The sequence below is a fragment of the Pseudomonas sp. HY7a-MNA-CIBAN-0227 genome, from assembly GCF_040310325.1.
GTDB lineage: Bacteria > Pseudomonadota > Gammaproteobacteria > Pseudomonadales > Pseudomonadaceae > Aquipseudomonas.
This window is the reverse complement of record NZ_JBEOPT010000029.1, coordinates 1-24,189: the sequence shown is the minus strand read 5'-3', so window position 1 is coordinate 24,189 and position 24,189 is coordinate 1. Positions and strand designations below refer to the sequence as shown.

The following is a 24,189-nucleotide window of genomic DNA, read 5'->3' as shown; positions in this document are numbered from 1 at the left end:
AACCGCGTTACTCTTTGTAAATTGGAATATTAAGTAGCCCACATCCATAAAAACAGAATGCTCGGAAAACCAATCATGAGAAATTCGATCCAGCATATCCAGGCGTTTCTCGCTGTCGCTCGCACCGGCAGCTTTACCAAGGCCGCCAACGAGCTGCATTTATCGCCCTCGGCGCTGACGGTGCAGGTGCAACAACTGGAAGACTGGCTCGGCGTCGCTCTGCTCGACCGCAGCCCGCGCCATGTCAGCATCACCACCGCCGGGCTGGATGCGCGGGGGCCGATGGAGAAACTGCTGCTGGACCTGGACAACATCGTCAGTGGCTCCCAGGACTTGGCTGCCTTGCGCCGCGGCGTGGTGACCATCGCCGCCCTGCCCTCGGTCTGCGCCGGCGCCCTGCCTCCGGTGTTGCGTTTGTTTCGAGAGCGTTTCAGCGGGATTGAAGTACGCCTGCACGACCTGGTGGCCCATCGCATTCATGCCCAAGTGCGCTCGGGGGACGTGGATTTCGGCATTGGCGTAAGGGCGCGCCTGAGTCACGGCCTGGATTTTGTACCGGTGCTCAATGATCGTTTGTGTGCCTTCGTACCTCTAGACCATCCCCTTTCCCGCCACACTCAACTGACCCTGGCGCAACTGGCCGACCAGCCAATCATCCTCACCGGCCGCGATAGCAGCGTGCGCGAGCAAGTGGACGCACTGTTCGACGAGCACCGACTGACGATGCTGGCAGGGATGGAGGCCAATTATATGTCGACGGTGCTGGCGCTGGTGCGTCAGGGGCTGGGGATCAGTATCTTGCCGGAGTCGGCGGCGGACAGTCTGGAGGGGTTGAAGCGGATCAACATTGATCATCCAGGGGTGAACCGGGAGATTGGCTTGATCAGTCGCTGTGGAATGCAGTTGAGCCCGGCGGCGTTGCGCTGTTTTGAACTGCTCAATGAAGAGCTATCAGGCACAACGCCGCTCCCACACTTAGACGTTTGATCAGCCCAGCATCGCCACATGTTTCGGATGGCTGGCCACTCGTTTCAGCCAGGCCTGCACACTCGGATAAGGGCTCAAGTCAAAACCACCTTCATGAGCGACATGGGTGTAGGCATACAGGGCAATATCGGCAATGGAATACTGATCGCCCACCAGGTACGGCGTGGCTTGCAGCTGCCTTTCCATGACCTTCAAGGCCTTGTAGCCGCCTTTATGGGTGGTCTTGTATTCCTCCAGGCGATCTTCCGGCAGCCCCAGGTAAGACTGGATAAACCGCGCCACTGCAATGTACGGTTCATGGCTGTACTGCTCGAAAAACTGCCACTGCAGCACTTGCGTGCGCAAGCGCGGTTCGGTTGGCAGGAATTTGCTGCCATCGGCCAGGAAGTTGAGGATCGCGTTGGATTCCCACAGGCAAGTGCCGTCTTCCAGTTCCAGCACCGGGATCTTGCCGTTGGGATTCTTTGCCAGGAACTCGGCGGTCTGGGTGTCGCCTTTCAAGATATCCACGTCCACCCACTGGTACGGGATACCCAGCAGGTTGAGCATCAATTTGACCTTGTAGCAGTTGCCCGAACGGTAATCGCCATAAACCTTGTACATGGGGCTCCCCTTATGCCGCTTGCGCGAGCTGTGCTTGGCGGACCACCGCAGCGAGACGCTTGAGACCTTCGTCCAGGCGCTGCGGGTCAATGTGGCTGAAATTGAGCCGCAAATGACCGTGATGCTGGTCCGGCGCTGAAAAGAACGGTTCACCGGGCATGAACGCTACGTCCTGATCGAGCGCTTGATCCAATAAAGTGCGGGTGTCGAGCGGCTGTTTCAAGGTCAGCCAGAAGAATAATCCGCCTTGGGGCACCTGCCAGTCGGCCAATTCAGCGAAATGCCGCTCCAGCGCCACCTGGAATGCGTCGCGGCGAACCCGATAGAAACTGCGCAGTTCAACCAGATGTTGCTGGTACTTTTCAGTGCCAATCCACTGCATCGCCTGCCATTGGCCGACACGATTGGTGTGCAGGTCCGCAGACTGCTTGAGCTTGAGCAGATGGGGGAAAAGGTCGGGGCTGGCGATCAGGTAACCGACGCGCAGACCTGGCAGCAAGGTCTTGGACACGGTCCCAGTGTAGACCCAACTGGCTTTCTTCAAACGGCTGACAATCGGCCGGGCGCTGCCGCCGTCGAAGGTCAGTTCACGATAGGGTTCGTCTTCGATCAGTGTCACGCCGAATTCATCGAGCAACGCCGCCACCGCGTCGCGCTTGGCTTCGCTGTAGCGCACCGCCGACGGGTTCTGGAAGGTCGGGATCAGGTAGATGAATGCAGTGCGGTGCAGTTCAAGACTGTTGCGCAGGGCCGCCAGATCCGGGCCATCGGCCTCAAGCTGCACCGTCAGACAATCGGCGCCGAACAGTTGGAAAGTCTGCAACGCCGCCAGGTAGGTCGGCCCTTCCAGGAGGACTTTCGTGCCTCGGTCGATATACAGCTTGGCCGCCAGGTCCAGGGTTTGCTGGGAGCCACTGACCACCAACACCTGGCTGGCTTCGCACTGCACGCCCAACGCCCGCGCCTCGGCAGCCAGCAGTTCACGCAACTGCGGCTCGCCTTCGCTCATGCCGTACTGGCCGATACTCAGCGGCATGTCTTCCCAATCAAGCTTGGGCAGCATGGCTTCGGCCGGCAGGCCACCGGCAAAGGACATCACCTCTGGCCGCTGGGCTGCCGCGAGGATTTCACGGATCAAGGAACTTTTAAGGCGCGAGACACGTTCGGAGAAAGCCATAGAGGTCACCGGTAGCAAAGCCAGGGAAGAATACGTCAAACTGGTTGACCGAAATTACGATGACTCGGGTAGATACGTCAATATGCTTGACCTTAAAAACCAGACCACCCAGCAAGCGGCCATGGAAGCATTTTTTTTCGGCTACCAGGCCTTTACCGCCAAGGCCGATGAAATGCTCGAACGCCGGGGCTTGAGCCGCGTGCACCAGCGCGTGGTGTTTTTTATCGCCCGTTACCCAGCCTTGAGCGTGAAAGAACTGCTGCAATTGCTCGGCGTGAGCAAGCAAGCGTTAAACATGCCGCTACGCCAACTGCAGGAAATGCACTTGGTGAACAGCGTCGCCTGCGAGACCGACAAGCGTAAGCGCCTATTGGAATTGACCGAGGAAGGATTGCGTTTCGAACAATCCTTGCGCCGCGAACAGGTGAAGCTGTTGCAACGGGCGTTTGCCGACGCCGGGGAGACGGCGGTGAATGGCTGGTTGGCGGTGAACAAAGCACTGAGCGGCCAATCCTGAATTGCCTTTCATCTCTTTCGCACAAAAAATATAAAACATTATTTGCTTTATTTGTATACAAAAGCATAATTCGCTTCGTGCGAGTTCCTGACCTAATGGTCAACAAAACCCGCAAGCCTGACGTACCTCAAAGCGCCGCTGCCCACTCATGTGTCCGGCGCTGGAAATAACAATAAAACTCTTGAGGAGTACTCGCTGTGGAAAGCCGCAAATCCGAAGCCCCGCTGGACCTCGCCTCGCCGCACCTCTGCGCCACGAAGCACGGCTGGCTGGAACGCCTGTTCAAACTCAGCTTGCATGGCACCACAGTGAAGACCGAGCTGATCGCCGGCCTCACGACCTTCATCACCATGGCCTACATCATCTTCGTCAACCCCAACATTATGGCCGACGCAGGCATCGATCACGGTGCGGCGTTCGTCGCCACCTGTATCGCCGCTGCCCTGGGTTGCCTGTTGATGGGCCTGTACGCCAACTGGCCGGTGGGCCTGGCGCCAGGCATGGGCCTGAATGCGTTTTTCACCTACACCGTGGTCGGCACCATGGGCTACACCTGGGAAACCGCGCTGGGAGCAGTGTTCATCTCCGGCGTGTTGTTCATGATCCTGACCCTGTCGCGCATCCGTGAATGGCTGCTCAACAGCATCCCGGTGAGCCTGCGTCACGCCATGGGCGCAGGGGTGGGGCTGTTTCTCGGCGTCATCGGCCTGAAAACCGCTGGCATCATCGTCGAGAGCCCGGCCACCCTGATCAAGCTTGGCTCCCTGCATGAACCTGCCCCACTGCTGGCGGCCATCTGTTTTCTGTTGATCGCGGTGCTCAGCTATCACCGTGTGTTCGGCGCGATCCTGATCAGCATCATCGCCGTGACGCTCGCCGGCTGGGGCCTGGACCTGGTGCAATATAAAGGTATTGTCGCCGCCCCACCGAGCCTGGCGCCGACCTGGATGGCGATGGATGTGATGGGTGTCTTCAATGTCAGCATGATCAGCGTGGTATTCGCCTTTCTGTTTGTACACATGTTCGACACCGCCGGTACGCTGATGGGCGTCGCACAACGGGCAGGCTTGGTGAATGCGCACGGCAAGATCGAAAACCTGTCACGCGCCCTGAAAGCCGACAGCGCCTCCAGCGTGTTCGGCGCCATGGTCGGCGTACCGCCGGTGACCAGCTACGTGGAAAGCGCGGCGGGCGTGGCAGCCGGTGGGCGCACCGGGCTGACGGCGGTGACCGTGGGCGTGCTGTTTATCGCGGCGATGTTTTTTGCTCCGCTGGCTGGCATGATTCCCGCTTACGCCACCGCTGGGGCCTTGATCTATGTGGCGATGCTGATGATGAGCGGCATGGCTCACATCAACTGGGACGACGCTACTGACAGCATTCCGGCAATTGTCACGGCGATCATGATGCCCCTGACCTTTTCCGTTGCCGACGGCATCGCCCTAGGCTTTATCACCTACGTGGTGCTTAAGGCCGGTACCGGTAAACACAAGGAAATTTCCGTCAGCCTGTGGGTTCTTTGCGCGATCTTCATCGCCAAGTTTGCGTTCCTGTAGGCCTGCACACGTGATCCTGCCTCACCCCGTCGGGTGGGGCTTTTGTACGAATGGAGGAATGCAATGAGTCTGGAAACTTGGCTGCTGTTCAGCGGCGCTGCGCTGGTGGTGATTCTAATCCCAGGCCCACTGTCGTTGCTGATGATCAGCAACAGCTTGAACTACGGCCTGCGCCGTTCGTACCCTGCGTTTCTCGGCGGGGTGTTTGCCTCGATCTGCCTGCTAAGTGCTTCGGCCCTGGGCCTGGGCGCCTTGTTGCTGGCCTCTGAGCAACTGTTCAGCGCCCTGAAAATCGTCGGTGCGCTGTACCTGTTCTACCTCGCTTGGCAGAGCTGGCAGCAATCACGCCAACCGGCCCATGGCGCCGAAGTACCTGAAGCCACGCCGACTCCACGCTTTCGCGCCCTGTTCAGCCGAGCCTTTGTGCTAGGTGCGAGCAACCCCAAGGACATCTTGTTTTTTGCCGCCTTTTTGCCGCAGTTCCTCAGTAGCCAGCAACCGTTTCTACCGCAGTTGCTGATCATGATTGCCACCTGGACTGTCCTGGATCTGCTGTGCAAATTGGCCTACGGCCTGGGTGCCCATGGCGCGGCGCGGTATTTGCGCAGTGGCAAGGGCCAGAGCTGGTTCAACCGGATCAGCGCGGGGTTATTCAGCGGCGCGGGGGCGGCCTCATTATTGAGCCGCTAGCCAAAAAAAAGCCCGCAGTGTGAGCGGGCGAAACCAACGAAGAGCGTGGGGTATGAAGCGAGGTGACGACTCAGCTACCGCGATAGGTCGAGTAGCTGTAAGGCGAAATCAGCAAGGGCACGTGGTAATGGTCCTGTTCGGCGCTGACACCAAAACGCAGTACCACCACGTCAAGAAAAGCCGGTTCAGGTAATTGCACGCCACGGGCGCGGTAGTAATCGCCGGCGCTGAACTGCAACTGATAGACGCCACTGCGGTAGTCGTCACCTTGCAGCAGCGGTGCGTCGCAACGGCCGTCGTTGTTGGTCAGCGTGCTGGCCACCAACTCCAGTTGCGTGCCTTCGACGCGGTACAGTTCAACCTTGATGGCGCTGCCTGGGCAGCCATGTGCGGCGTCCAATACATGTGTGGTCAGTCGTCCCATGGGTCGCGAGCCTTCCGAAGTTGGTGAGAAAGAAGCCGCACCTTTTCAGGGCATGAAATAAGCCGGCGATAGCTAATTAAGACACTTTCTAAAAAAATTGTACACAATAAATTCAACAGGCCAGTTTTATGGCATGGACATCGTTTCTGTAGGAGCGAGGGGGACGCCTAGTTCTTGCTCGCGAAAATCGTCAACGATGACGCAGCGCATCGGGTTTACCGTGGTGCTCTCAGGTTTTTCGCGAGCAAGCTCGCTCCTACAGTAGAGGAGTGTTTATTTTGATTTAGCTGACCAGTCAGGCAGGTTTATTGCAATACCGTACAAGGTAGGCCGTTCGGAAAAAATGCAGAAATTTAGGCTTACAAAGTTGGAGATAAGTTGTATACAATCATTCATCGTTGTGACGCCACTCAGTCTTTTCGCTGCCCGGCCGCCACACCATTGCTACCACGAACAAGAAGGAAGACTGCAGTGAGCGCTGACTATCCACGCGACCTGATCGGTTACGGCAGTAACCCTCCTCACCCTCACTGGCCGGGCAAGGCCCGTATCGCCCTGTCGTTCGTACTCAACTACGAAGAAGGCGGCGAGCGCAATATCTTGCATGGCGACAAAGAGTCGGAAGCCTTCCTCTCGGAAATGGTCTCGGCGCAACCGCTGCAAGGCGAGCGCAATATGAGCATGGAGTCGCTCTACGAATACGGCAGCCGGGCCGGCGTGTGGCGCATCCTCAAACTCTTTAAAGAGTTCGATATCCCGCTAACCATCTTCGCCGTGGCCATGGCCGCCCAGCGCCATCCGGATGTGATCCGCGCCATGGTCGCCGCCGGCCACGAGATCTGTAGCCACGGCTATCGCTGGATCGACTACCAGCACATGGACGAGGCCCAGGAGCGCGAGCACATGCTCGAAGCTATCCGCATCCTCACCGAACTGACCGGCGAACGCCCACTGGGTTGGTACACCGGGCGCACCGGCCCCAACACCCGGCGGCTGGTGATGGAGGAAGGCGGTTTCCTCTACGACTGCGACACCTATGACGACGACCTGCCCTACTGGGAACCCAACAACCCTACCGGCAAGCCGCACCTAGTGATCCCCTACACCCTGGACACCAATGACATGCGCTTCACCCAGGCCCAGGGTTTCAACAAGGGCGATGACTTTTTCGAATACCTCAAGGATGCCTTCGATGTGCTGTACGCCGAAGGTAGCGAAGCACCAAAAATGCTCTCCATCGGCCTGCATTGCCGCCTGATCGGCCGCCCGGCACGCCTGGCCGCCCTCAAGCGTTTTATCGAATACGCCAAGGGTCATGAGCAGGTGTGGTTCACCCGCCGTGTGGATATTGCCCGCCACTGGCACCAAACCCATCCTTTTCAGGGAGCGGCCAAATGAGCACCTTCCAGACCTTGAAACCCTCGACCCTGAGCCGCGATGAGTTTGTCGCCGCCTTCGCCGACATCTACGAACATTCGCCATGGGTGGCCGAAAAGGCCTTCGACCTGGGCCAGGACGCATCGATCGATCAGATCGAAACCCTGCACCAACGCATGAGCGACATCCTGTTGAGCGCTGATCACGAAAGCCAACTGGCCCTGATCAACGCTCACCCGGACCTGGCCGGCAAAGCTGCCGTCCAGGGCCAGCTTACCGCGGCCAGCACTGGAGAACAGGCAGGCGCGGGTATTCACCAATGCTCGAGCGACGAGTTTGCTCGCTTCACCGAGCTGAACGACGCCTACAAGGCCAAGTTCAAGTTTCCCTTCATCATGGCGGTAAAAGGCAGCAACCGGCATCAGATCCTCGCGGCATTCGAAACCCGCATCCACAACTCGACAGACACCGAGTTCAAGTGCGCGCTGGCCGAGATCAACAAGATCGCGTTGTTCCGATTACTGACCCTTTAGCAGACCTGGCCCGAGCGATCAGCGCCCAGGGCCTGGCGAGCATCCCAAGCCACTTAATTTAAGGCAGACAAGAAGAATGAAAACGCAACCCGTACCTTTCGAGAAGTTCGTCAACCTGGCCGACGCCCGTTTGGGCACCAAGATCATCTCGGTGACCGATGACTGGTTCGCTGACGCCAACCGTCTGTTCCAGCCGACCCCGGCCGTGTGGAAGGAGGGCGTTTTCGATGACAACGGCAAGTGGATGGACGGCTGGGAGTCACGCCGCAAGCGCTTCGAAGGCTACGACAGCGCGGTGATCCGCATGGGCGTGCCGGGTTCGATCAAAGGCGTGGACATCGACACTTCATTCTTCACCGGCAACTACCCGCCGTCGGCCTCGCTGGAAGCGTGCTTCCTGGCCTCCGGCGAGCCGGATGCAAACACCCAGTGGGTTGAAGTGCTGTCGGCTGTTGAGTTGCAAGGCAACAGCCATCACTTCCACGAGATCAGCAACGACCAGGCGTTCAGCCACCTGCGCTTCAATATCTACCCGGATGGCGGCGTGGCACGTCTGCGTGTGTACGGTATTCCGTTTCGCGACTGGTCCGCTGTGGGCGACAACGAACAGGTTGACTTGGCTGCCGCACTCAATGGCGGTCGAGCCCTGGCATGCTCCGATGAACACTTCGGCCGCATGAGCAACATCCTCAACCCAGGCCGTGGCATCAACATGGGCGACGGCTGGGAAACCGCTCGTCGTCGCACACCTGGCAATGACTGGGTGATCGTCGCGTTGGGCCATCCGGGCGAGATCGAAAAAATCATCGTCGACACCCTGCACTTCAAAGGCAACTACCCGGACACTTGCTCGATCCAGGGCGCGTTCGTCAAGGGCGGCACCGACAGCCAGATCGAAACCCAATCGCTGTTCTGGCGCGAACTGCTGCCGGCGCAGAAACTGGAAATGCATGCCGAACACAGCTTCGCCGAGCAGATCAAGGCACTGGGCCCAATCACTCACATTCGTCTGAATGTGTTCCCGGATGGTGGCGTGAGCCGCTTGCGGGTTCTTGGCAAGGTTTCGAAGTAATGCTGAGTCTGTAGGAGCGAGGGGGACGCCTAGTTCTTGCTCCTACAAAGATCCATCAACAACCAAACAGATTAAGAGACAGCCATGCGCACACTGATGATCGAACCCCTGACCAAAGAAGCCTTCGCCCCTTTCGGAGACGTCATCGAAACCGACGGCAGCGATCACTTCATGATCAACAACGGTTCGACCATGCGTTTCCACCGGCTGGCCGACGTAGAAACGGCCACGCCTGAGGACAAGGCGATCATCAGCATCTTCCGCGCCGACGCGCAGGACATGCCGTTGACCGTGTGCATGCTGGAGCGACATCCGCTGGGCAGCCAGGCTTTCATACCGCTGCTCGGCAATCCCTTTCTGATCGTGGTCGCGCCACTTGGCGATGAACCTGTATCAGGCTTGGTCCGCGCCTTCGTCACCAACGGCAGGCAGGGCATTAATTACCATCGCGGCGTCTGGCACCACCCGGTGCTGACGATCGAAAAGCGGGATGACTTCCTGGTGGTTGATCGCAGTGGCACAGGCAATAACTGCGATGAGCATTTTTTCAAAGAGGATGAGCAGTTGATCCTTGCCCCCCACCAATAAGAGAAGGCCTGATCACCTGACAACAAGGGTGACAAGCGAGAGGTAAAGACTGTGGAAGCACATTTGATGGAATGGCTGAACCTTAGCGTGCGCTGGGTTCACATGATCACTGGCGTCGCCTGGATCGGCGCTTCGTTCTACTTCGTCTGGTTGGAAAATAACCTGAACCGCGTCAACCCCAAGGACGGCCTGTCCGGTGACTTGTGGGCGATCCATGGTGGTGGCATCTATCACCTGGAAAAATACAAACTGGCCCCGCCGACCATGCCGGACAACCTGCACTGGTTCAAATGGGAGGCCTACTTCACCTGGATGTCAGGCGTAGCCTTGCTGTGCGTGGTGTTCTACCTCAACCCGACGCTGTACCTGCTTGCCCCCGGCAGCAGTCTCAGCGGCAGCGAAGGCGTATTGCTGGGCATTGGCTCACTGTTCGCGGGCTGGTTCATATACTCCTTTCTTTGCGACTCGGCCCTGGGCAAGCGCCCTGCCCTGCTCGGTTTCATCCTGTTCGTGCTGTTGATCGGCGCGGCCTACGGCTTCAGCAAAGTGTTCAGCGGTCGCGGTGCGTACCTGCATGTCGGCGCCATCATTGGCACCATCATGGTCGGCAACGTGTTCCGCATCATCATGCCGGCCCAACGGGCGCTGGTAGCGGCGATCGCGCAAAACCGCACCCCTGATCCGTCGCTGCCGGCCAAGGGTTTGTTGCGTTCACGGCACAACAACTACTTCACCTTGCCGGTGCTGTTCATCATGATCAGCAACCACTTCCCGAGCACCTATGGCAGCCAATACAACTGGCTGATCCTGGCCGGGATCGCGGTGGCGGCAGTATTGGTGCGCCACTACTTCAACACCCGTCATAACAGCCAGAAATACGCCTGGACCCTGCCGGTCGGCGCCCTGGCGATGATTTGCCTGGCCTACGTCACCGGCCCCAAGCCGGTGTCGACTGCACCGGACGTGGCCAAGGCTGCGACCACCCTCCAATACCAACCATTGCCGGAAACCGCAGTGGGCGGCGGCGCCAAACCCGCAGCACCTGCACCCGCTGCTGATCCAGCACCGGCCCAGGCTTCGACGGACTTCGGCAAGGTGCACAGCGTGATTCAAGAACGTTGCGCCGTGTGCCATTCAGCCAAGCCCACCAGCCCGCTGTTCAGCGCTGCACCAGGCGGGGTGATGTTTGATACGCCGCAGCAGATCCAGCAACAAGCGGCACGGATTCAGGCACAGGCGGTGGCGAGCCAGATCATGCCGCTGGGCAACATTACCCAGATGACCCAGCAGGAACGGAATTTGATTGGCACCTGGATCAATCAAGGAGCCCGCACTAACTAGCTATGTGCACCATCCACTGTAGGAGCGAGCTTGCTCGCGAAGATCGTCAACGATAACGCGCCCATCCTGAATGAACGCGGTGCCCTTGAGTTTTTCGCGAGCAAGCTCGTGCCTACAGAGGTCGCGAACAGCTCCAATGGCAATTGAATGCCAAACAACACAAAAATAAAAAAGATCCGAGGTGTTGCATGTCCGAGTTAGCCGAACCGCAGATTCCTGCCGCACCCGCCATGGTGCGGCTACCCCTGTTGCAACTGATCCTGGTAGGCCTGCAACACGTCCTTCTGATGTACGGCGGCGCGGTGGCAGTGCCCTTGATCATCGGACAAGCCGCGGGCTTGAGTCGTGAAGAAATCGCTTTTCTGATCAACGCCGACCTGCTGGTGGCAGGCATCGCCACCATGGTCCAGTCGTTCGGCATCGGCCCGGTGGGCATCCGCATGCCAGTGATGATGGGCGCCAGTTTCGCCGCCGTCGGCAGCATGGTGGCCATGGCCGGCATGCCCGGCATCGGCCTGCAAGGGATCTTCGGCGCGACAATCGCCGCCGGGTTCTTCGGCATGGTGATTGCGCCGTTCATGTCCAAGGTGGTGCGTTTCTTCCCTCCGCTGGTGACGGGCACAGTCATCACAGCCATCGGCTTATCCCTGTTTCCGGTCGCTGTGAACTGGGCCGGTGGCGGTGCTGCTGCGGTGCAATTCGGCTCGCCGATTTACCTGGCGATTGCCGCGTTGGTGCTGGTCACCATCCTGCTGATCAACCGTTTCATGCACGGGTTTTGGGTCAATATCTCGGTGCTGATCGGCATGGCCGTGGGTTACGGGCTGTGCGGGATGATTGGCATGGTCGACCTCAGCGGCATGGCCCAGGCGCCGTGGCTGCAAGTGGTGACGCCGCTGCATTTCGGCATGCCGAAATTCGAGTTGGCGCCAATCCTGTCAATGTGCCTGGTGGTGGTGATTATCTTCGTTGAGTCCACCGGGATGTTCCTCGCCCTGGGCAAGATCACCGACCAGGAAGTCACGCCAAAGATGCTGCGGCGCGGACTGCTGTGTGATGCCGGCGCATCGTTTTTTGCCGGGTTCTTCAACACCTTTACCCACTCCTCTTTCGCGCAAAACATCGGCCTGGTGCAGATGACCGGTGTGCGCTGCCGTTCGGTGACGATCGTCGCCGGGGGCTTTTTGATCGTCCTCAGTCTGTTGCCAAAGGCGGCGTACCTGGTGGCATCGATTCCACCTGCCGTACTCGGTGGTGCATCCATCGCCATGTTCGGCATGGTGGCGGCCACCGGGATCAAAATTCTCCAGGAAGCCGACATCGCCGACCGTCGCAACCAGTTGCTGGTAGCCGTGAGCATCGGTATGGGCTTGATTCCGGTGGTGCGTGCGGAGTTCTTCGCGCAACTGCCGCTGTGGATGAGCCCAATCACCCACAGTGGCATCGCCATGGCCACCATCAGCGCGTTGTCGCTGAACCTGTTGTTCAACATCCTGGGCGGAGCCGAACGGGCTGCGGCCTCTGAACATGTCCACCAGCATTGATTTAGAAAACAGCTCACCCGGCGTCACAACAACAATAAGAACGATCAGGGAGCAAGACCATGCACGCCATTCACCCAGGGCCGGCCTCACGCCGTGCCCTATTCTCGCCCCACGCGCTCCGTAACGGCGCACTTGAGCCAAGGCACGGTAGCCAGTATTCTCCGCGCCAGCTCAAGTCAACTCAAAAAAAAACAGCGAATGTAAAAGCTGACTGCAAGGCCAACTTATTCCGGCCCCATGTCCGCAGCCATAGTGTGCAAAAAACCTCTGGATTCGACTGCGTTTATCGCAGCCGACGGGGTTTTATTGGCTTTTTAAACACCTTGGCGCAGCTCTTGCTAAAAGCATTAAAGCTGACCGAACAGACGATTTTTGCAGCACCCAAAAAAACGCCAAACCAGAGCGTTTTGCCTAGAAAAAAAACACAAAACTTTAACTCGGGAGCAACCGAATGAAACGTACCGTCAATAGCCTGATGCTGGCAGGGTCCCTGCTGGCCGGGGGCCAGGCACTTGCTGGCGATCTGCTGCAGTGGCAGAACAACAGCCTGACCTATCTGTGGGGCAAGAACTTCACCGTTAACCCGCAGATCCAGCAAACCGTCACCTTCGAGCATGCCGATGCCTGGAAGTACGGCGACAACTTCTTCTTCCTCGACCGTATTTTTTATAACGGCAAGGAAGACGGCAACGTCGGCCCCAGCACTTACTACGGCGAGTTCAGCCCACGTCTGTCGTTTGGCAAGATTTTCGATACCGACCTGTCATTCGGGCCGATCAAGGATGTGCTGTTGGCGTTTACTTACGAGTTCGGCGAAGGCGACAACGAGTCCTACTTGCTGGGCCCGGGTTTCGACCTGGCGATCCCTGGTTTCGACTACTTCCAGTTGAACTTCTACCAGCGCCAGACCGAAGGCAATCGCCCGGGTGACGGCATCTGGCAGATCACCCCGGCATGGGCCTACACCATCCCGGTGGGCAATTCCAACGTGCTGATCGACGGCTTTATCGACTGGGTCGTGGACAACGACAAGAACGCCCGCGGCACTTACCACGCCAACCTGCACATCAACCCGCAGATCAAATATGACCTGGGCAAGGCGATGAGCTGGGGCGAAAAGCAGCTGTATGTCGGTGTTGAATACGACTACTGGAAGAACAAGTACGGAATCCAGGATTCAGGCGCGTTCGAGACCAATCAGGACACGGCGAGTCTGTTGGTCAAGTATCACTTCTAACCCCCCACTGCAGGAGCGAGCTTTTTCGCTCCTGCAGAAGGTCAGGACAGGCCCAGAAACCGCTGCAACTCCTCGCGTTTGGCCAGCGCATCCCGCCTTCCCAACTCAATCAACTCGCTGCAATACCCCGCCTCGAACAGCAAGTAACTGAGCACCCCCGCCCCACTGGTCTTGGTTGCCCCCGGACCGCGCAAAAACAGGCGCAACGCTGCCGGCAATTCCTGGCGATGACGGGCGGCGATTTCATCGATGGGCTGGCTCGGCGCGATCACCAGCACTTCCACTGGCGACAGACCATGGATGGCGCTGTCAGCGGGCTGCAGATGGCTGAAATGGTTCAAGCGCTCCAGTAATTCAATATCGCTTTCCAGGCTGTCGATGAACGTGCTGTTGAGCATGTGCCCGCCGATCTGCGCCAGGGTCGGTTCCTGACCGGTGTAACTGCGCTGCAAGGGGTTTTGCGGGTTAGGGCTGTGCGGGTTGCCGCTGACACCCACGACCAGCACCCGAGTCGCCCCCAAGTGCAGCGCCGGGCTGATGGGCGCCGACTGGCGCACGGCGCCATCACCGAAATATTCCTGATCGAGCTTGACCGGCGCAAACAGCAACGGGATGGCCGAACTGGCCAACAGGTGTTCAACGGTCAATTGGGTGGGCAGGCCGATGCGTCGATGACGCAGCCACGCATCGATGGCGCCGCCGCCCTGATAGAAAGTCACGGCCTGCCCCGACTCGTAACCGAAGGCGGTCACCGCAACAGCGTGCAGCTGCTTGTGACGGATAGCGTGGTCGATGCCTTCCAGTTGCAGCTTGTTGAGCAGCAGATCCCGCAGCGGGGAGCTGTCGAGCAGCGCCACCGGCACCTGCGCCCCCAGGCCCAACAGGCTGTGCGTGACGAATCGACTCGCCTGGCGGATCACCCCAGGCCAGTCGCTGCGCAGTACCTGGTGGCTGCGAAAGCCCTGCCAGAACGCGGTCAACCGCTCGACGGCGGCGGTGAAGTCCATGGCACCGCTGGCCAGGCTGACCGCATTGATCGCCCCCGCCGACGTGCCAACAATCACCGGAAATGGATTGGTTGCACCCGGCGGCAGCAGTTCGGCAATCGCCGCCAGCACACCCACTTGATAGGCTGCTCGCGCCCCGCCGCCGGAAAGAATCAAGCCTGTGACCGGTTCCGCTGAACGCATTGCATCACTCCATGGTGCTTAAGGGCTACAAATCAACGGCGGCGCTTTTCGTACAGTTTGGGTTCGCCCGGTGGCCGGCTCTTGAAGCGGCGGTGGGTCCACAGGTATTGCTCGGGGCATTCGCGCACGGAGGCTTCAACCCACTGGTTGATGCGCAGGCAGTCGATTTCGTCGGTTTCGCCAGGGAAGTCGGTCAACGGCGGATGGATCACCAGCCGGTAACCGCTGCCATCAGCCAGGCGTTCCTGGGTAAAGGGCACCACCAAGGCCTTGCCCAGGCGGGCGAACTTGCTGGTGGCAGTGACCGTCGCCGCCTGAACGCCGAACAACGGCACAAAGATGCTTTGCTTGGCGCCATAGTCCTGGTCCGGTGCATACCAGATCGCCCGCCCCGCCCGCAGCAGCTTGAGCATGCCGCGCACATCTTCACGCTCCACGGCCAGGGAATCGAGGTTATGCCGCTCGCGGCCACGGCGCTGGACGAAGTCGAACAACGGGTTGCCGTGTTCGCGGTACATGCCATCAATGGTGTGCTTCTGCCCCAGCAAGGCGGCGCCGATTTCCAGGGTAGTGAAATGCAGGGCCATCAGAATAACGCCCTTGCCTTCAAGCTGGGCCTGCTTGAGGTGTTCCAGGCCTTCGACATGGGCCAGGCGCGCCAGGCGCGGCTTGGGCCACCACCAGCTCATGGCCATCTCGAAGAAAGCTATACCGGTGGAAGCAAAGTTTTCCTTGAGCAAATGTTTACGCTCTTTGACGGACTTTTCCGGGAAACACAGCTCCAGGTTTCGCGCGGCAATACGCCGACGTTCACCGGCCACCCGGTACATCCCCGCACCCAGAACGCGGCCAATCCCCAATAAAACCCGATACGGCAACTGCACGATCAGCCACAGCAGACCGAGTCCCAGCCATAACAGCCAAAACCGCGGGTGAAAAAATACAGCTCGAAAACGCGGGCGATCCATTACAGATTCCGGTAAAGACAAGGGCCGCGCATTCTACAACGGTTCGACCCGGCTTGCGGCTTGCGGATGTTCTCGTTATAAGTCTCGACACTTTTCGTGACAAGCCGCTTTAATGCCGACCATGAGCCAAACCGACCCGCTAGACCAAGATCCCGTGTTCCAGCTCAAAGGCAGCATGCTCGCCATTACCGTGCTGGAACTAGCCCGCAATGACCTCGATGCCCTGGACCGCCAGCTCGCCGCCAAGGTCGCCCTGGCGCCGAATTTCTTCAACAACGCCCCGCTGGTACTGGCCCTGGACAAACTGCCGGCCAGCCAGGGCGCGGTTGACCTGCCTGGATTGATGCGCGTGTGCCGCCAACATGGCCTGCGCACCCTGGCCATTCGTGCCAACCGCATTGAAGACATTGCAGCGGCCATCGCCATTGAACTGCCAGTACTGCCACCGTCCGGTGCACGCGAGCGCCCGATCGACCCGCGGGAAGGCGATGTGAAGAAAAAACCGGAAAAACCGCCGGAGCCGATGATCAAGCCTACAAAGATCATCACCTCCCCCGTACGCGGCGGGCAGCAAATTTACGCCCAGGGCGGCGACCTGGTGGTGATCGCCCCGGTCAGTCCCGGGGCGGAACTTCTCGCCGATGGCAACATCCATGTATACGGCCCCATGCGCGGTCGCGCACTGGCCGGCATCAAGGGTGACACCAAGGCCCGTATTTTTTGCCAGCAATTGACCGCTGAGCTAGTGTCCATCGCAGGCCAGTACAAGGTTTCAGAAGATTTGCGCCGTGATCCGCTGTGGGGGGCAGGGGTACAAATCAGCCTGTCGGGTGATGTGTTGAACATCATTCGTCTTTAACGGATACTGCCGCATTTTCCAAGCATCTCTAAACTCTGATAGCACAGCGAAAACGGCAAAACTTGAGTAGGAATAATCAGTAGGTGGCGTTTACTTCCGGTAAACCGCGCCTTTTTCAGCTTATTCCTACACAGGCTGTCCGCCTGCAGCGGGTTTCAAGAGATGTTTTTCAGGGGCTAAAAGTCCTTTTTCCTTAGGGGTGAAACACCTTGGCCAAGATTCTCGTGGTTACATCCGGCAAGGGTGGTGTGGGTAAGACCACCACCAGCGCCGCTATCGGTACCGGCCTCGCTCTGCGCGGCCACAAGACAGTCATCGTCGACTTCGACGTCGGCTTGCGTAACCTCGACCTGATCATGGGCTGCGAACGCCGTGTGGTGTACGACTTCGTCAATGTCGTCAACGGCGAAGCGACCCTGAGCCAGGCCCTGATCAAGGACAAGCGCCTTGAGAACCTGTATGTACTGGCCGCCAGCCAGACCCGGGACAAGGAAGCGCTGACCAAGGAAGGCGTGGAAAAAGTCCTGATGGATCTCAAGGAAACCTTTGAGTACGTGGTCTGCGACTCCCCGGCCGGCATCGAGACCGGTGCTCACCTGGCGATGTACTTCGCCGATGAAGCCATCGTCGTGACCAACCCGGAAGTGTCATCGGTACGTGACTCGGACCGCATGCTGGGCCTGTTGGCCAGCAAATCCCGCCGTGCCGAGAAAGGCGAAGAGCCGATCAAGGAACACTTGCTGCTGACCCGCTACAACCCGGAGCGTGTGAGCAAAGGCGAAATGCTTGGCGTTGAAGACGTCAAGGACATCCTGGCAGTGACCCTGCTGGGCGTCATTCCAGAATCCCAGGCAGTGCTCAAGGCCTCCAACCAGGGCGTCCCGGTGATTCTCGATGACCAGAGCGACGCCGGCCAGGCGTACAGCGATGCCGTCGATCGTTTGCTGGGCAAGACCGTGGAACATCGCTTCCTCGATGTACAGAAGAAGGGATTCTTCGAGCGTATTTTTGGAGGCAACTAAACAATGAAATTTCTTGACTTCTTTCGTGCCAATAAAAAGCCAAGCACCGCGTCGGTAGCGAAAGAGCGTCTACAGATCATCGTGGCGCACGAACGCGGCCAACGCAGCACGCCGGATTACCTGCCAGCCTTGCAGAAGGAGCTGGTAGAGGTGATTCGCAAGTACGTCAATATCGGCAACGATGATGTGCATGTCGCTCTAGAAAACGACGGCAGCTGCTCGATTCTGGAACTCAATATCACCCTGCCTGATCGTTGATCGAAAAGGCGGTCGCCACGGCGGCTCGGGCACTTTTACCCCATGCGGGGTCGAGGTGGCCGAGCCGCCGTTGGCGTTTGTTACGAGGCTGTTTTAATGCCGCTGTCCAATGTCCATATCCTTCACCAGGACGCCGCTGTCCTGGTGGTGAACAAGCCTACCCTGTTGCTGTCCGTGCCCGGCCGGGCCGACGATAACAAGGACTGCCTGATCACCCGCCTGCAGGAAAACGGCTACCCCGAAGCCCGCATCGTCCATCGCCTGGACTGGGAAACCTCGGGAATCATCCTGCTGGCGCGGGATGCCGATACCCACCGTGAACTGTCTCGCCAATTCCACGACCGCGAAACTGAAAAGGCCTACACCGCGCTGTGCTGGGGCCAACCGGAATTGGACAGCGGCAGCATCGACCTGCCGCTGCGCTACGATCCGCCGACCAAGCCCCGGCATGTGGTGGACCACGAGTTCGGCAAGAACGCACTGACCTTCTGGAGAGTCCTGGAGCGTTGCGAGGACTGGTGCCGGGTTGAACTGACGCCGATTACCGGGCGCTCGCATCAATTGCGGGTGCACATGCTGTCCATCGGGCATCCGCTGCTCGGTGATGGTTTGTATGCCCATGAGCAGGCGTTGGCTGCGTGGCCGCGCCTGTGCCTGCATGCAAGCATGTTGAGCTTTACCCATCCGCAAAGCGGCGAGCGCTTGCGCTTTGCGTGCCCTGCACCATTCTGAAGGGTAAATACGGTTACCTGTAGGAGTGAGGGGGACGCCTAGTTCTTGCTCGCGAAAAACCCGAGAACGCCGCGCAAATCCAGAATGCCCGCGTTATCGTTGGTGATTTTCGCGAGCAAGCTCGCTCCTACAATGAATCGACTGGGCCAATACGGTAAACTCGCACCATTGCTGTCTGGAGCTACTTATGCGCGAAGCGTTGAACCAAGGCCTGATCGACTTCCTCAAGGCCTCCCCGACCCCCTTTCATGCCACTGCCGCCCTCGCCCAGCGCCTGGAAGCAGCTGGTTTCCAGCGCCTTGATGAGCGCGAAACCTGGACCACCGAGGCCAATGGTCGCTACTACGTGACCCGCAACGACTCCTCAATCATCGCCTTCAAACTTGGCCGCCATTCGCCCCTGCAAGACGGCATCCGCCTGGTTGGCGCCCACACCGACAGCCCGTGCCTGCGGGTCAAGCCACAACCGGAGTTGCAACGCCAGGGCTTCTGGCAGTTGGGCGTGGAAGTCTACGGCGGCGCGCTGCTGGCACCGTGGTTCGACCGCGACCTGTCCCTGGCCGGCCGCGTTACCTTCCGCCGGGACGGCAAGGTCGAAAGCCAACTGATCGACTTCAAGCTGCCTATCGCCATCATCCCCAACCTGGCCATTCACCTGAACCGTGAAGCCAACCAGGGCTGGGCGATCAATGCCCAGACCGAGTTGCCGCCAATCCTCGCGCAGTTTGCCGGTGACGAGCGCGTGGACTTTCGCGCCGTGCTCACCGACCAACTGGCCCGCGAGCATGGCCTGAACGCCGACGTGGTCCTCGACTATGAGCTGAGTTTCTACGACACCCAAAGCGCGGCTGTGATCGGCCTGCACGGCGACTTTATTGCCGGCGCGCGGCTGGACAACCTGCTGTCGTGCTACGCCGGCCTGCAAGCCTTGCTGACTGCCGAGACCGAAGAAACCTGCGTGTTGGTGTGCAACGACCACGAAGAAGTGGGCTCTTGCTCCGCCTGCGGTGCCGACGGCCCGATGCTGGAACAGACCCTGCGCCGCCTGCTGCCCGAAGGTGATGAATTCGTACGCACCATCCAGAAGTCGCTGCTGGTTTCCGTCGACAACGCCCACGGCATACACCCCAACTACGCCGACAAACACGACGCCAACCATGGCCCAAAACTCAACGCTGGCCCGGTAATCAAGGTCAACAGCAACCAGCGATACGCCACCAACAGCGAGACCGCCGGGTTCTTCCGCCACTTGTGCATGGCCGAAGAAGTACCGGTGCAAAGCTTTGTGGTGCGCAGCGATATGGGCTGCGGCTCAACCATCGGCCCGATCACTGCCAGTCACCTGGGCGTGCGCACCGTGGACATCGGCCTGCCAACCTTTGCCATGCACTCGATTCGTGAGTTGTGCGGCAGCCATGATTTGGCGCACCTGGTGAAAGTGTTGAGCGCGTTTTACGCGAGTCGCGATTTACCGTGATCGGATGATGAGGGAGCTTGCTCCCTCCTTTCTGACTCACATCAACCCCACTTCCCACAAACCCGCCTAGACTTATCTGCATCCCTCTTCGACAAGGCCGTCGCCCGATGATCACTATGCAAGCCTTCCACACCATGCTTATCCCTATCCTCACGGGCATGATCCTGCTAGCCGTCGGCTTCAACTTCCGCGACAAGAATGTCGGTGTGTTTGGCATGTGGGTCGGCATGCTGCTGATCCTCGGCACCGTGGTTTACAAGATCCTCGCCAAACTCGCCGAATAAACAAATGCACTCGCATTGGGCATAGCCGCCTCGTACACTCGGTCAATCTGTCGTTTTCAAGGTTGACCGCCTCGTGCTTGCCCGTCTGTTTACCCTGCCGTACTGCCTGCTTCTTTGCCTGCTGACCCTGTTGCCCATGGCCCCAGCCCAGGCCGTCGGTTTACCGGGCATTCTGGGCAGCACCACTAAAACCCAGCCGCAGGCCGATGTGCCGCTGGGGCAGTCCCTGGACGAAGTCATCAAGACCCTGGAAAACGACCAGCAGCGCACCAAGCTGCTGAGCGATCTGAAGAAGCTGCGCGAGGCCACGAAAAAAGCTCAACCCGCCGTCGAGCAAGGCGTGCTCGGCCTTATTGGCGGTACCCTGGCGAGCCTTGAGCAACAGTTCTCCGGTGCCAACAGCCCGCTGAGCCGCTGGTCCAGCGAGGTTGACCAGGCCAAGGATGAACTGGCCGCGCTGATGCTGCCGACCAGTGAGTGGCTGCCGATTATCTTGGGCTTTGCCATGATTCTGATGCTCTGGAGCCTGCTGGCAGCCGCGCTGATCTGGCTCAGCTCTCGGGTGCGGATGCGCTTCGGCCTTACCGAAGAACTGCCGCAACACCCCAAGACCTGGGACATGCTGCGCTTTGCCCTGCGCAAACTGGGTCCGTGGCTGATCGCCCTGGTGATCACCGTTTACCTGAGCTACGCGCTGCCCTCGTCCCTGGGCAAATCCCTGGCGATGGTGCTGGCCTACGCCCTAGTGGTAGGCACCTGTTTCTCGGCGATCTGCGTAGTAGCGTTTTCCGTGCTGGATGGCCCACACCGCCGTCGGGCACTGTACATCCTGCGCCACCAGGCCTTTCGCCCGCTGTGGCTGATCGGCAGCTTTGCTGCCTTCGGCGAAGCCCTGAGCGACCCGCGCCTGACCGACAGCCTGGGCGCGCACCTTGCCCACACCGCTTCGACCGTCGCCAATGTAATGGCCGCGCTGTCCACCGGCGTGTTCATCCTGCGCTTTCGCCGCCCCATCGCCCACCTGATCCGCAACCAGCCACTGTCCCGGCGCCTGACCCGCCGCGCCCTGAGCGACACCCTCTCAATCATCGGCACCTTCTGGTACCTGCCCGCGCTGCTGCTGGTGGGCATCTCGCTGTTTGCCACCTTCGTCTCCGCGGGCGACACCAGTACCGCTCTGCGCCAATCCTTGCTCTGCACGGTGTTGCTGGTGCTGTGCATGGTGATCAACGGCTTGGTGCGCCGTCATTCTCTCAAACCGCAGCGCGGGCACAAACGCCACGCGCTGTATTCTGAACGCCTGAAAAGCTTCGTCTACACCCTCGTCCACCTGCTGGTGTGGCTGGTGTTTATCGAACTAGGCCTGCGGGTCTGGGGCTTGTCGCTGATTCGCTTTACCGAAGGCGATGGCCATGAAGTCAGCGTCAAGCTGTTCGGCCTCACTGGCACGCTGCTGTTCGCCTGGCTGATCTGGATCCTGAGCGACACCGCGATCCACCATGCCCTGACCCGCTCGCGCAAAGGCCTGGCCAACGCCCGTGCGCAAACCATGATGCCGTTGATTCGTAACGTGCTGTTCGTGACGATCTTTATCATTGCTGCCATCGTCGCGTTGGCAAACATGGGTATGAACGTCACGCCGCTGCTCGCCGGTGCCGGCGTGATCGGCCTGGCCATCGGTTTCGGCGCGCAGTCCCTGGTGGCAGACTTGATCACCGGCCTGTTCATCATCATCGAAGACTCCCTGGCCATTGATGACTACGTCGACGTCGGCGGCCACCTCGGCACCGTCGAAGGCCTGACTATCCGCACCGTGCGCCTGCGGGATATCGACGGCATCGTCCACACCATCCCGTTCAGTGAAATCAAAAGCATCAAGAACTACTCCCGAGAGTTTGGCTACGCGATCTTCCGGGTGGCCATTCCCTACAACATGGAAATCGACGACGCCATCAAGCTGATGCGCGATGTTGGCCAGAAAATGCGCAACGACCCGCTGCAGCGGCGCAACATCTGGTCGCCACTGGAGATCCAGGGGGTGGAAAGTTTCGAGTCCGGCAGCGCGATTCTTCGCGCACGCTTCAAGACCGCGCCCATCAAGCAGTGGGAAGTGTCGCGGGCATTCAACCTGTCCCTCAAACGGCATCTGGACGAAGCCGGGCTGGACCTGGCGACACCGCGCTTGAGTGTGCAGGTGGTGACGGCGGCGGGTGGTGCCCAAGAGAAAGAATAAGCGCTACCAGACGGCTGCGGACCCACAACAATAATCATGGAGAAGTCCCTATGCGATTAACCGGTTTTAGACATCAATGGGTATTAGGCCTGCTCTGTGGCGTCGCCAGCAGTGCGGTGATTGCCGCCAGCAGCGGCCAGGACAGCGCCCGGGAAGAAATCGCCGCCCAGGCGAAAATTCTCGAGCCGGCCCTGCTGGAAACCCGGCGCGACATCCACGCCCATCCCGAACTGGGCAACACCGAAAAACGCACCGCCGAGCTTGTTGCCAAGCAACTGCGGGAGATGGGGCTGGAAGTGAAAACCGGTGTCGCCCGCACCGGCGTGGTCGCCATCCTCAAAGGCGCCCTGCCCGGCCCGACCGTCGCCCTGCGCGCCGACATGGATGCGCTGCCGGTCAAGGAAGTCTCCGACCTGCCCTTCGCCTCGAAAGCCAAAGGCGTGTACCTGGACAAGGAAGTCGACGTGATGCACGCCTGTGGCCACGACGCCCACACCGCGATCTTGCTGAGCACGGCGAAAATTCTCACCGGCATGCGCGACCGTCTGCCCGGCACCGTGGTGTTCTACTTCCAGCCTGCTGAAGAAGGTCCGAGCGACTTCATCCCCGACGGCAAAAACACCTGGGGCGCGAAGATGATGGTGCAAGAAGGCGTGATGAAATCACCCAAGCCAGACGCGGTATTCGGCCTGCATGTGTGGGCAGGCGTTCCCGCCGGTCGCATCGCCTATCGCCCGGGCCCGACCCTGGCCAGCTCTGACGACCTGCGCATCAAGATCCTGGGCAAACAGACCCACGCCGGACGACCATGGGACGGTATCGACCCGATCACCGTGGGCGCGCAAACCATTGTCGGCCTGCAAACGGTGGTCAGCCGGCGTACCGATATTTCTTCGTTTCCGTCGGTGGTGAGCATCGGCACGATCAATGGCGGTACCCGCTATAACATCATCCCCGAGTCCGTGGAGATGAGCGGCACCATTCGTTCCTACGACTATGGCATCCGCCAGAAACTGCATGCGGATGTGCGCCAGACCGTGGAAAAAATTGCTGAAAGTGGTGGCGCCAAGGCTGAGGTGACGATCATTGAGAAGTACGATCCGACCATCAACAACCCGGCGCTGACGGAGAAGATGCTGCCGAGCCTGCGTTGGGCGGCCAACGGTGATGTGGTCCAGGGGCCGCTGGTAGGCGGGGCCGAGGACTTTTCCTTTTATGCCAAGGAGGCGCCGGGGTTGTTTGTGTTCCTCGGAGTGACGCCGCGGGATCAGGATATGAGCAAGGCGGCGCCGAATCATAATCCGGGTTTCTTTGTGGATGAGTCGGCATTGGTGGTGGGGGTGAGGACGCTGGCTTCGTTGGCTACGGATTATTTGTATGAGAATGCGCGGCCTTGAGGGGTGGGGATTTTGCGGGGACATATCCGTTGCTGCGGTAACGGCTGCTTAGGGTTACGCCCTTACGGCGTGTCACTTTGCAAAAGCGGCAAAGTAACCAAAGCGCTCTTGCCCCACCACTTG

At 59.4% G+C, this 24,189-nt stretch carries 25 protein-coding genes and 1 pseudogene; 21 read left to right on the top strand and 5 right to left on the bottom strand.

Annotation, left to right across the window (positions count from 1 at the left end; genetic code table 11):
• Positions 1-75: 75 nt before the first annotated feature.
• Entirely contained in the window at positions 76-987 is a 912-nt protein-coding gene (locus tag AAEZ06_RS26530; protein WP_350617037.1) for a LysR family transcriptional regulator, read from the top strand.
• On the opposite strand, the gene AAEZ06_RS26525 is transcribed toward AAEZ06_RS26530, so the two are convergent.
• Entirely contained in the window at positions 988-1,590 is a 603-nt protein-coding gene (locus AAEZ06_RS26525; RefSeq protein ID WP_350617035.1) for a glutathione S-transferase family protein, read from the bottom strand.
• A 10-nt stretch (positions 1,591-1,600) separates the two neighbouring features.
• The gene (locus AAEZ06_RS26520; RefSeq protein WP_350617033.1) at positions 1,601-2,767 is read right to left on the bottom strand and encodes an aminotransferase-like domain-containing protein; all 1,167 of its coding nucleotides are present in this window, start codon (positions 2,765-2,767) and stop codon (positions 1,601-1,603) included.
• A gap of 82 nt (positions 2,768-2,849) precedes the next feature.
• Between AAEZ06_RS26520 and AAEZ06_RS26515 the strand changes: the two genes are divergently transcribed.
• From AAEZ06_RS26515 to AAEZ06_RS26505, 3 genes are all read left to right on the top strand, one after another.
• Positions 2,850-3,284 (top strand): MarR family winged helix-turn-helix transcriptional regulator, encoded by a 435-nt coding sequence (locus tag AAEZ06_RS26515; RefSeq protein WP_149411536.1) that lies wholly within the window; start codon positions 2,850-2,852, stop codon positions 3,282-3,284.
• A gap of 224 nt (positions 3,285-3,508) precedes the next feature.
• The gene (locus AAEZ06_RS26510; RefSeq protein WP_371923871.1) at positions 3,509-4,840 is read left to right on the top strand and encodes an NCS2 family permease; all 1,332 of its coding nucleotides are present in this window, start codon (positions 3,509-3,511) and stop codon (positions 4,838-4,840) included.
• A gap of 63 nt (positions 4,841-4,903) precedes the next feature.
• The gene (locus AAEZ06_RS26505; RefSeq protein WP_149411534.1) at positions 4,904-5,530 is read left to right on the top strand and encodes a LysE family translocator; all 627 of its coding nucleotides are present in this window, start codon (positions 4,904-4,906) and stop codon (positions 5,528-5,530) included.
• A 70-nt stretch (positions 5,531-5,600) separates the two neighbouring features.
• Here the strand turns inward: AAEZ06_RS26505 and uraH are convergent, their stop codons facing one another.
• Positions 5,601-5,954 carry a hydroxyisourate hydrolase gene (gene uraH, locus AAEZ06_RS26500; RefSeq protein WP_133098972.1) on the bottom strand — a complete coding sequence of 118 codons (354 nt, stop codon included), beginning with the start codon at positions 5,952-5,954 and terminating at the stop codon, positions 5,601-5,603.
• A gap of 174 nt (positions 5,955-6,128) precedes the next feature.
• On the opposite strand from uraH, the pseudogene AAEZ06_RS26495 reads away from it, so the two are divergent.
• From AAEZ06_RS26495 to AAEZ06_RS26455, 9 genes and pseudogenes are all read left to right on the top strand, one after another.
• Positions 6,129-6,218 (top strand): annotated as a pseudogene (locus AAEZ06_RS26495) (outer membrane lipoprotein carrier protein LolA); the annotation flags it as partial.
• A 207-nt stretch (positions 6,219-6,425) separates the two neighbouring features.
• Complete coding sequence (gene puuE, locus AAEZ06_RS26490) at positions 6,426-7,352, top strand: allantoinase PuuE (RefSeq protein WP_149411532.1); 927 nt, start codon at positions 6,426-6,428, stop codon at positions 7,350-7,352.
• Entirely contained in the window at positions 7,349-7,864 is a 516-nt protein-coding gene (gene uraD / locus AAEZ06_RS26485; RefSeq protein WP_350617028.1) for a 2-oxo-4-hydroxy-4-carboxy-5-ureidoimidazoline decarboxylase, read from the top strand. Before puuE ends, uraD begins: the two co-directional genes overlap by 4 nt.
• A 76-nt stretch (positions 7,865-7,940) precedes the next feature.
• On the top strand, positions 7,941-8,936 hold the full coding sequence (gene alc / locus AAEZ06_RS26480) for an allantoicase (RefSeq protein WP_350617026.1): 996 nt from the start codon (positions 7,941-7,943) through the stop codon (positions 8,934-8,936).
• Positions 8,937-9,020: 84 nt separating this feature from the next.
• Entirely contained in the window at positions 9,021-9,524 is a 504-nt protein-coding gene (locus tag AAEZ06_RS26475) for an ureidoglycolate lyase (protein WP_149411529.1), read from the top strand.
• A gap of 51 nt (positions 9,525-9,575) precedes the next feature.
• Entirely contained in the window at positions 9,576-10,865 is a 1,290-nt protein-coding gene (locus AAEZ06_RS26470) for a urate hydroxylase PuuD (protein WP_149411528.1), read from the top strand.
• Between the two features lie 188 nt (positions 10,866-11,053).
• The gene (locus AAEZ06_RS26465) at positions 11,054-12,409 is read left to right on the top strand and encodes a nucleobase:cation symporter-2 family protein (protein ID WP_149411527.1); all 1,356 of its coding nucleotides are present in this window, start codon (positions 11,054-11,056) and stop codon (positions 12,407-12,409) included.
• Positions 12,410-12,468: 59 nt separating this feature from the next.
• Positions 12,469-12,864 carry a hypothetical protein gene (locus AAEZ06_RS26460; protein ID WP_350617023.1) on the top strand — a complete coding sequence of 132 codons (396 nt, stop codon included), beginning with the start codon at positions 12,469-12,471 and terminating at the stop codon, positions 12,862-12,864.
• Complete coding sequence (locus AAEZ06_RS26455) at positions 12,861-13,646, top strand: outer membrane protein OmpK (RefSeq protein WP_149411525.1); 786 nt, start codon at positions 12,861-12,863, stop codon at positions 13,644-13,646. The genes AAEZ06_RS26460 and AAEZ06_RS26455 overlap by 4 nt, the downstream gene beginning before the upstream one ends.
• A 41-nt stretch (positions 13,647-13,687) precedes the next feature.
• Here the strand turns inward: AAEZ06_RS26455 and AAEZ06_RS26450 are convergent, their stop codons facing one another.
• Complete coding sequence (locus AAEZ06_RS26450; RefSeq protein WP_350617021.1) at positions 13,688-14,836, bottom strand: patatin-like phospholipase family protein; 1,149 nt, start codon at positions 14,834-14,836, stop codon at positions 13,688-13,690.
• A gap of 32 nt (positions 14,837-14,868) precedes the next feature.
• The gene (locus tag AAEZ06_RS26445) at positions 14,869-15,804 is read right to left on the bottom strand and encodes a lipid A biosynthesis lauroyl acyltransferase (RefSeq protein ID WP_350617019.1); all 936 of its coding nucleotides are present in this window, start codon (positions 15,802-15,804) and stop codon (positions 14,869-14,871) included.
• Between the two features lie 121 nt (positions 15,805-15,925).
• Between AAEZ06_RS26445 and minC the strand changes: the two genes are divergently transcribed.
• The 8 genes from minC to AAEZ06_RS26405 all read left to right on the top strand — a co-directional run bounded on the left by minC (position 15,926) and on the right by AAEZ06_RS26405 (position 24,066).
• Positions 15,926-16,663 (top strand): septum site-determining protein MinC, encoded by a 738-nt coding sequence (gene minC, locus AAEZ06_RS26440; protein WP_133098983.1) that lies wholly within the window; start codon positions 15,926-15,928, stop codon positions 16,661-16,663.
• Between the two features lie 209 nt (positions 16,664-16,872).
• Positions 16,873-17,685, top strand: coding sequence for a septum site-determining protein MinD (gene minD / locus AAEZ06_RS26435; protein WP_133098984.1), 813 nt, complete (start codon positions 16,873-16,875; stop codon positions 17,683-17,685).
• 3 nt (positions 17,686-17,688) lie between these two features.
• Positions 17,689-17,943, top strand: coding sequence for a cell division topological specificity factor MinE (gene minE / locus AAEZ06_RS26430; protein WP_003175252.1), 255 nt, complete (start codon positions 17,689-17,691; stop codon positions 17,941-17,943).
• 96 nt (positions 17,944-18,039) lie between these two features.
• Positions 18,040-18,675 (top strand): RluA family pseudouridine synthase, encoded by a 636-nt coding sequence (locus AAEZ06_RS26425; RefSeq protein ID WP_350617015.1) that lies wholly within the window; start codon positions 18,040-18,042, stop codon positions 18,673-18,675.
• A gap of 187 nt (positions 18,676-18,862) precedes the next feature.
• A complete protein-coding gene (locus tag AAEZ06_RS26420; RefSeq protein ID WP_350617013.1) occupies positions 18,863-20,152 on the top strand; it encodes a M18 family aminopeptidase in 1,290 nt (429 codons plus the stop codon).
• A 107-nt stretch (positions 20,153-20,259) separates the two neighbouring features.
• Positions 20,260-20,436, top strand: a complete 177-nt coding sequence (locus tag AAEZ06_RS26415; RefSeq protein ID WP_350617011.1) for a hypothetical protein — start codon at positions 20,260-20,262, stop codon at positions 20,434-20,436.
• A gap of 73 nt (positions 20,437-20,509) precedes the next feature.
• The gene (locus tag AAEZ06_RS26410) at positions 20,510-22,669 is read left to right on the top strand and encodes a mechanosensitive ion channel family protein (RefSeq protein ID WP_350617009.1); all 2,160 of its coding nucleotides are present in this window, start codon (positions 20,510-20,512) and stop codon (positions 22,667-22,669) included.
• Positions 22,670-22,719: 50 nt separating this feature from the next.
• A complete protein-coding gene (locus AAEZ06_RS26405) occupies positions 22,720-24,066 on the top strand; it encodes an amidohydrolase (RefSeq protein ID WP_350617007.1) in 1,347 nt (448 codons plus the stop codon).
• Positions 24,067-24,189 lie beyond the last annotated feature (123 nt).

Coding starts and splice junctions, on each gene's coding strand:
- AAEZ06_RS26530 (WP_350617037.1), top strand. CDS start 76: ATGAGAAATTCGATCCAGCATATCCAGGCGTTTCTCGCTGTCGCTCGC.
- AAEZ06_RS26525 (WP_350617035.1), bottom strand. CDS start 1,590: ATGTACAAGGTTTATGGCGATTACCGTTCGGGCAACTGCTACAAGGTC.
- AAEZ06_RS26520 (WP_350617033.1), bottom strand. CDS start 2,767: ATGGCTTTCTCCGAACGTGTCTCGCGCCTTAAAAGTTCCTTGATCCGT.
- AAEZ06_RS26515 (WP_149411536.1), top strand. CDS start 2,850: ATGCTTGACCTTAAAAACCAGACCACCCAGCAAGCGGCCATGGAAGCA.
- AAEZ06_RS26505 (WP_149411534.1), top strand. CDS start 4,904: ATGAGTCTGGAAACTTGGCTGCTGTTCAGCGGCGCTGCGCTGGTGGTG.
- uraH (WP_133098972.1), bottom strand. CDS start 5,954: ATGGGACGACTGACCACACATGTATTGGACGCCGCACATGGCTGCCCA.
- uraD (WP_350617028.1), top strand. CDS start 7,349: ATGAGCACCTTCCAGACCTTGAAACCCTCGACCCTGAGCCGCGATGAG.
- alc (WP_350617026.1), top strand. CDS start 7,941: ATGAAAACGCAACCCGTACCTTTCGAGAAGTTCGTCAACCTGGCCGAC.
- AAEZ06_RS26475 (WP_149411529.1), top strand. CDS start 9,021: ATGCGCACACTGATGATCGAACCCCTGACCAAAGAAGCCTTCGCCCCT.
- AAEZ06_RS26465 (WP_149411527.1), top strand. CDS start 11,054: ATGTCCGAGTTAGCCGAACCGCAGATTCCTGCCGCACCCGCCATGGTG.
- AAEZ06_RS26460 (WP_350617023.1), top strand. CDS start 12,469: ATGCACGCCATTCACCCAGGGCCGGCCTCACGCCGTGCCCTATTCTCG.
- AAEZ06_RS26455 (WP_149411525.1), top strand. CDS start 12,861: ATGAAACGTACCGTCAATAGCCTGATGCTGGCAGGGTCCCTGCTGGCC.
- AAEZ06_RS26450 (WP_350617021.1), bottom strand. CDS start 14,836: ATGCGTTCAGCGGAACCGGTCACAGGCTTGATTCTTTCCGGCGGCGGG.
- AAEZ06_RS26445 (WP_350617019.1), bottom strand. CDS start 15,804: ATGGATCGCCCGCGTTTTCGAGCTGTATTTTTTCACCCGCGGTTTTGG.
- minC (WP_133098983.1), top strand. CDS start 15,926: ATGAGCCAAACCGACCCGCTAGACCAAGATCCCGTGTTCCAGCTCAAA.
- minE (WP_003175252.1), top strand. CDS start 17,689: ATGAAATTTCTTGACTTCTTTCGTGCCAATAAAAAGCCAAGCACCGCG.
- AAEZ06_RS26425 (WP_350617015.1), top strand. CDS start 18,040: ATGCCGCTGTCCAATGTCCATATCCTTCACCAGGACGCCGCTGTCCTG.
- AAEZ06_RS26420 (WP_350617013.1), top strand. CDS start 18,863: ATGCGCGAAGCGTTGAACCAAGGCCTGATCGACTTCCTCAAGGCCTCC.
- AAEZ06_RS26415 (WP_350617011.1), top strand. CDS start 20,260: ATGATCACTATGCAAGCCTTCCACACCATGCTTATCCCTATCCTCACG.
- AAEZ06_RS26405 (WP_350617007.1), top strand. CDS start 22,720: ATGCGATTAACCGGTTTTAGACATCAATGGGTATTAGGCCTGCTCTGT.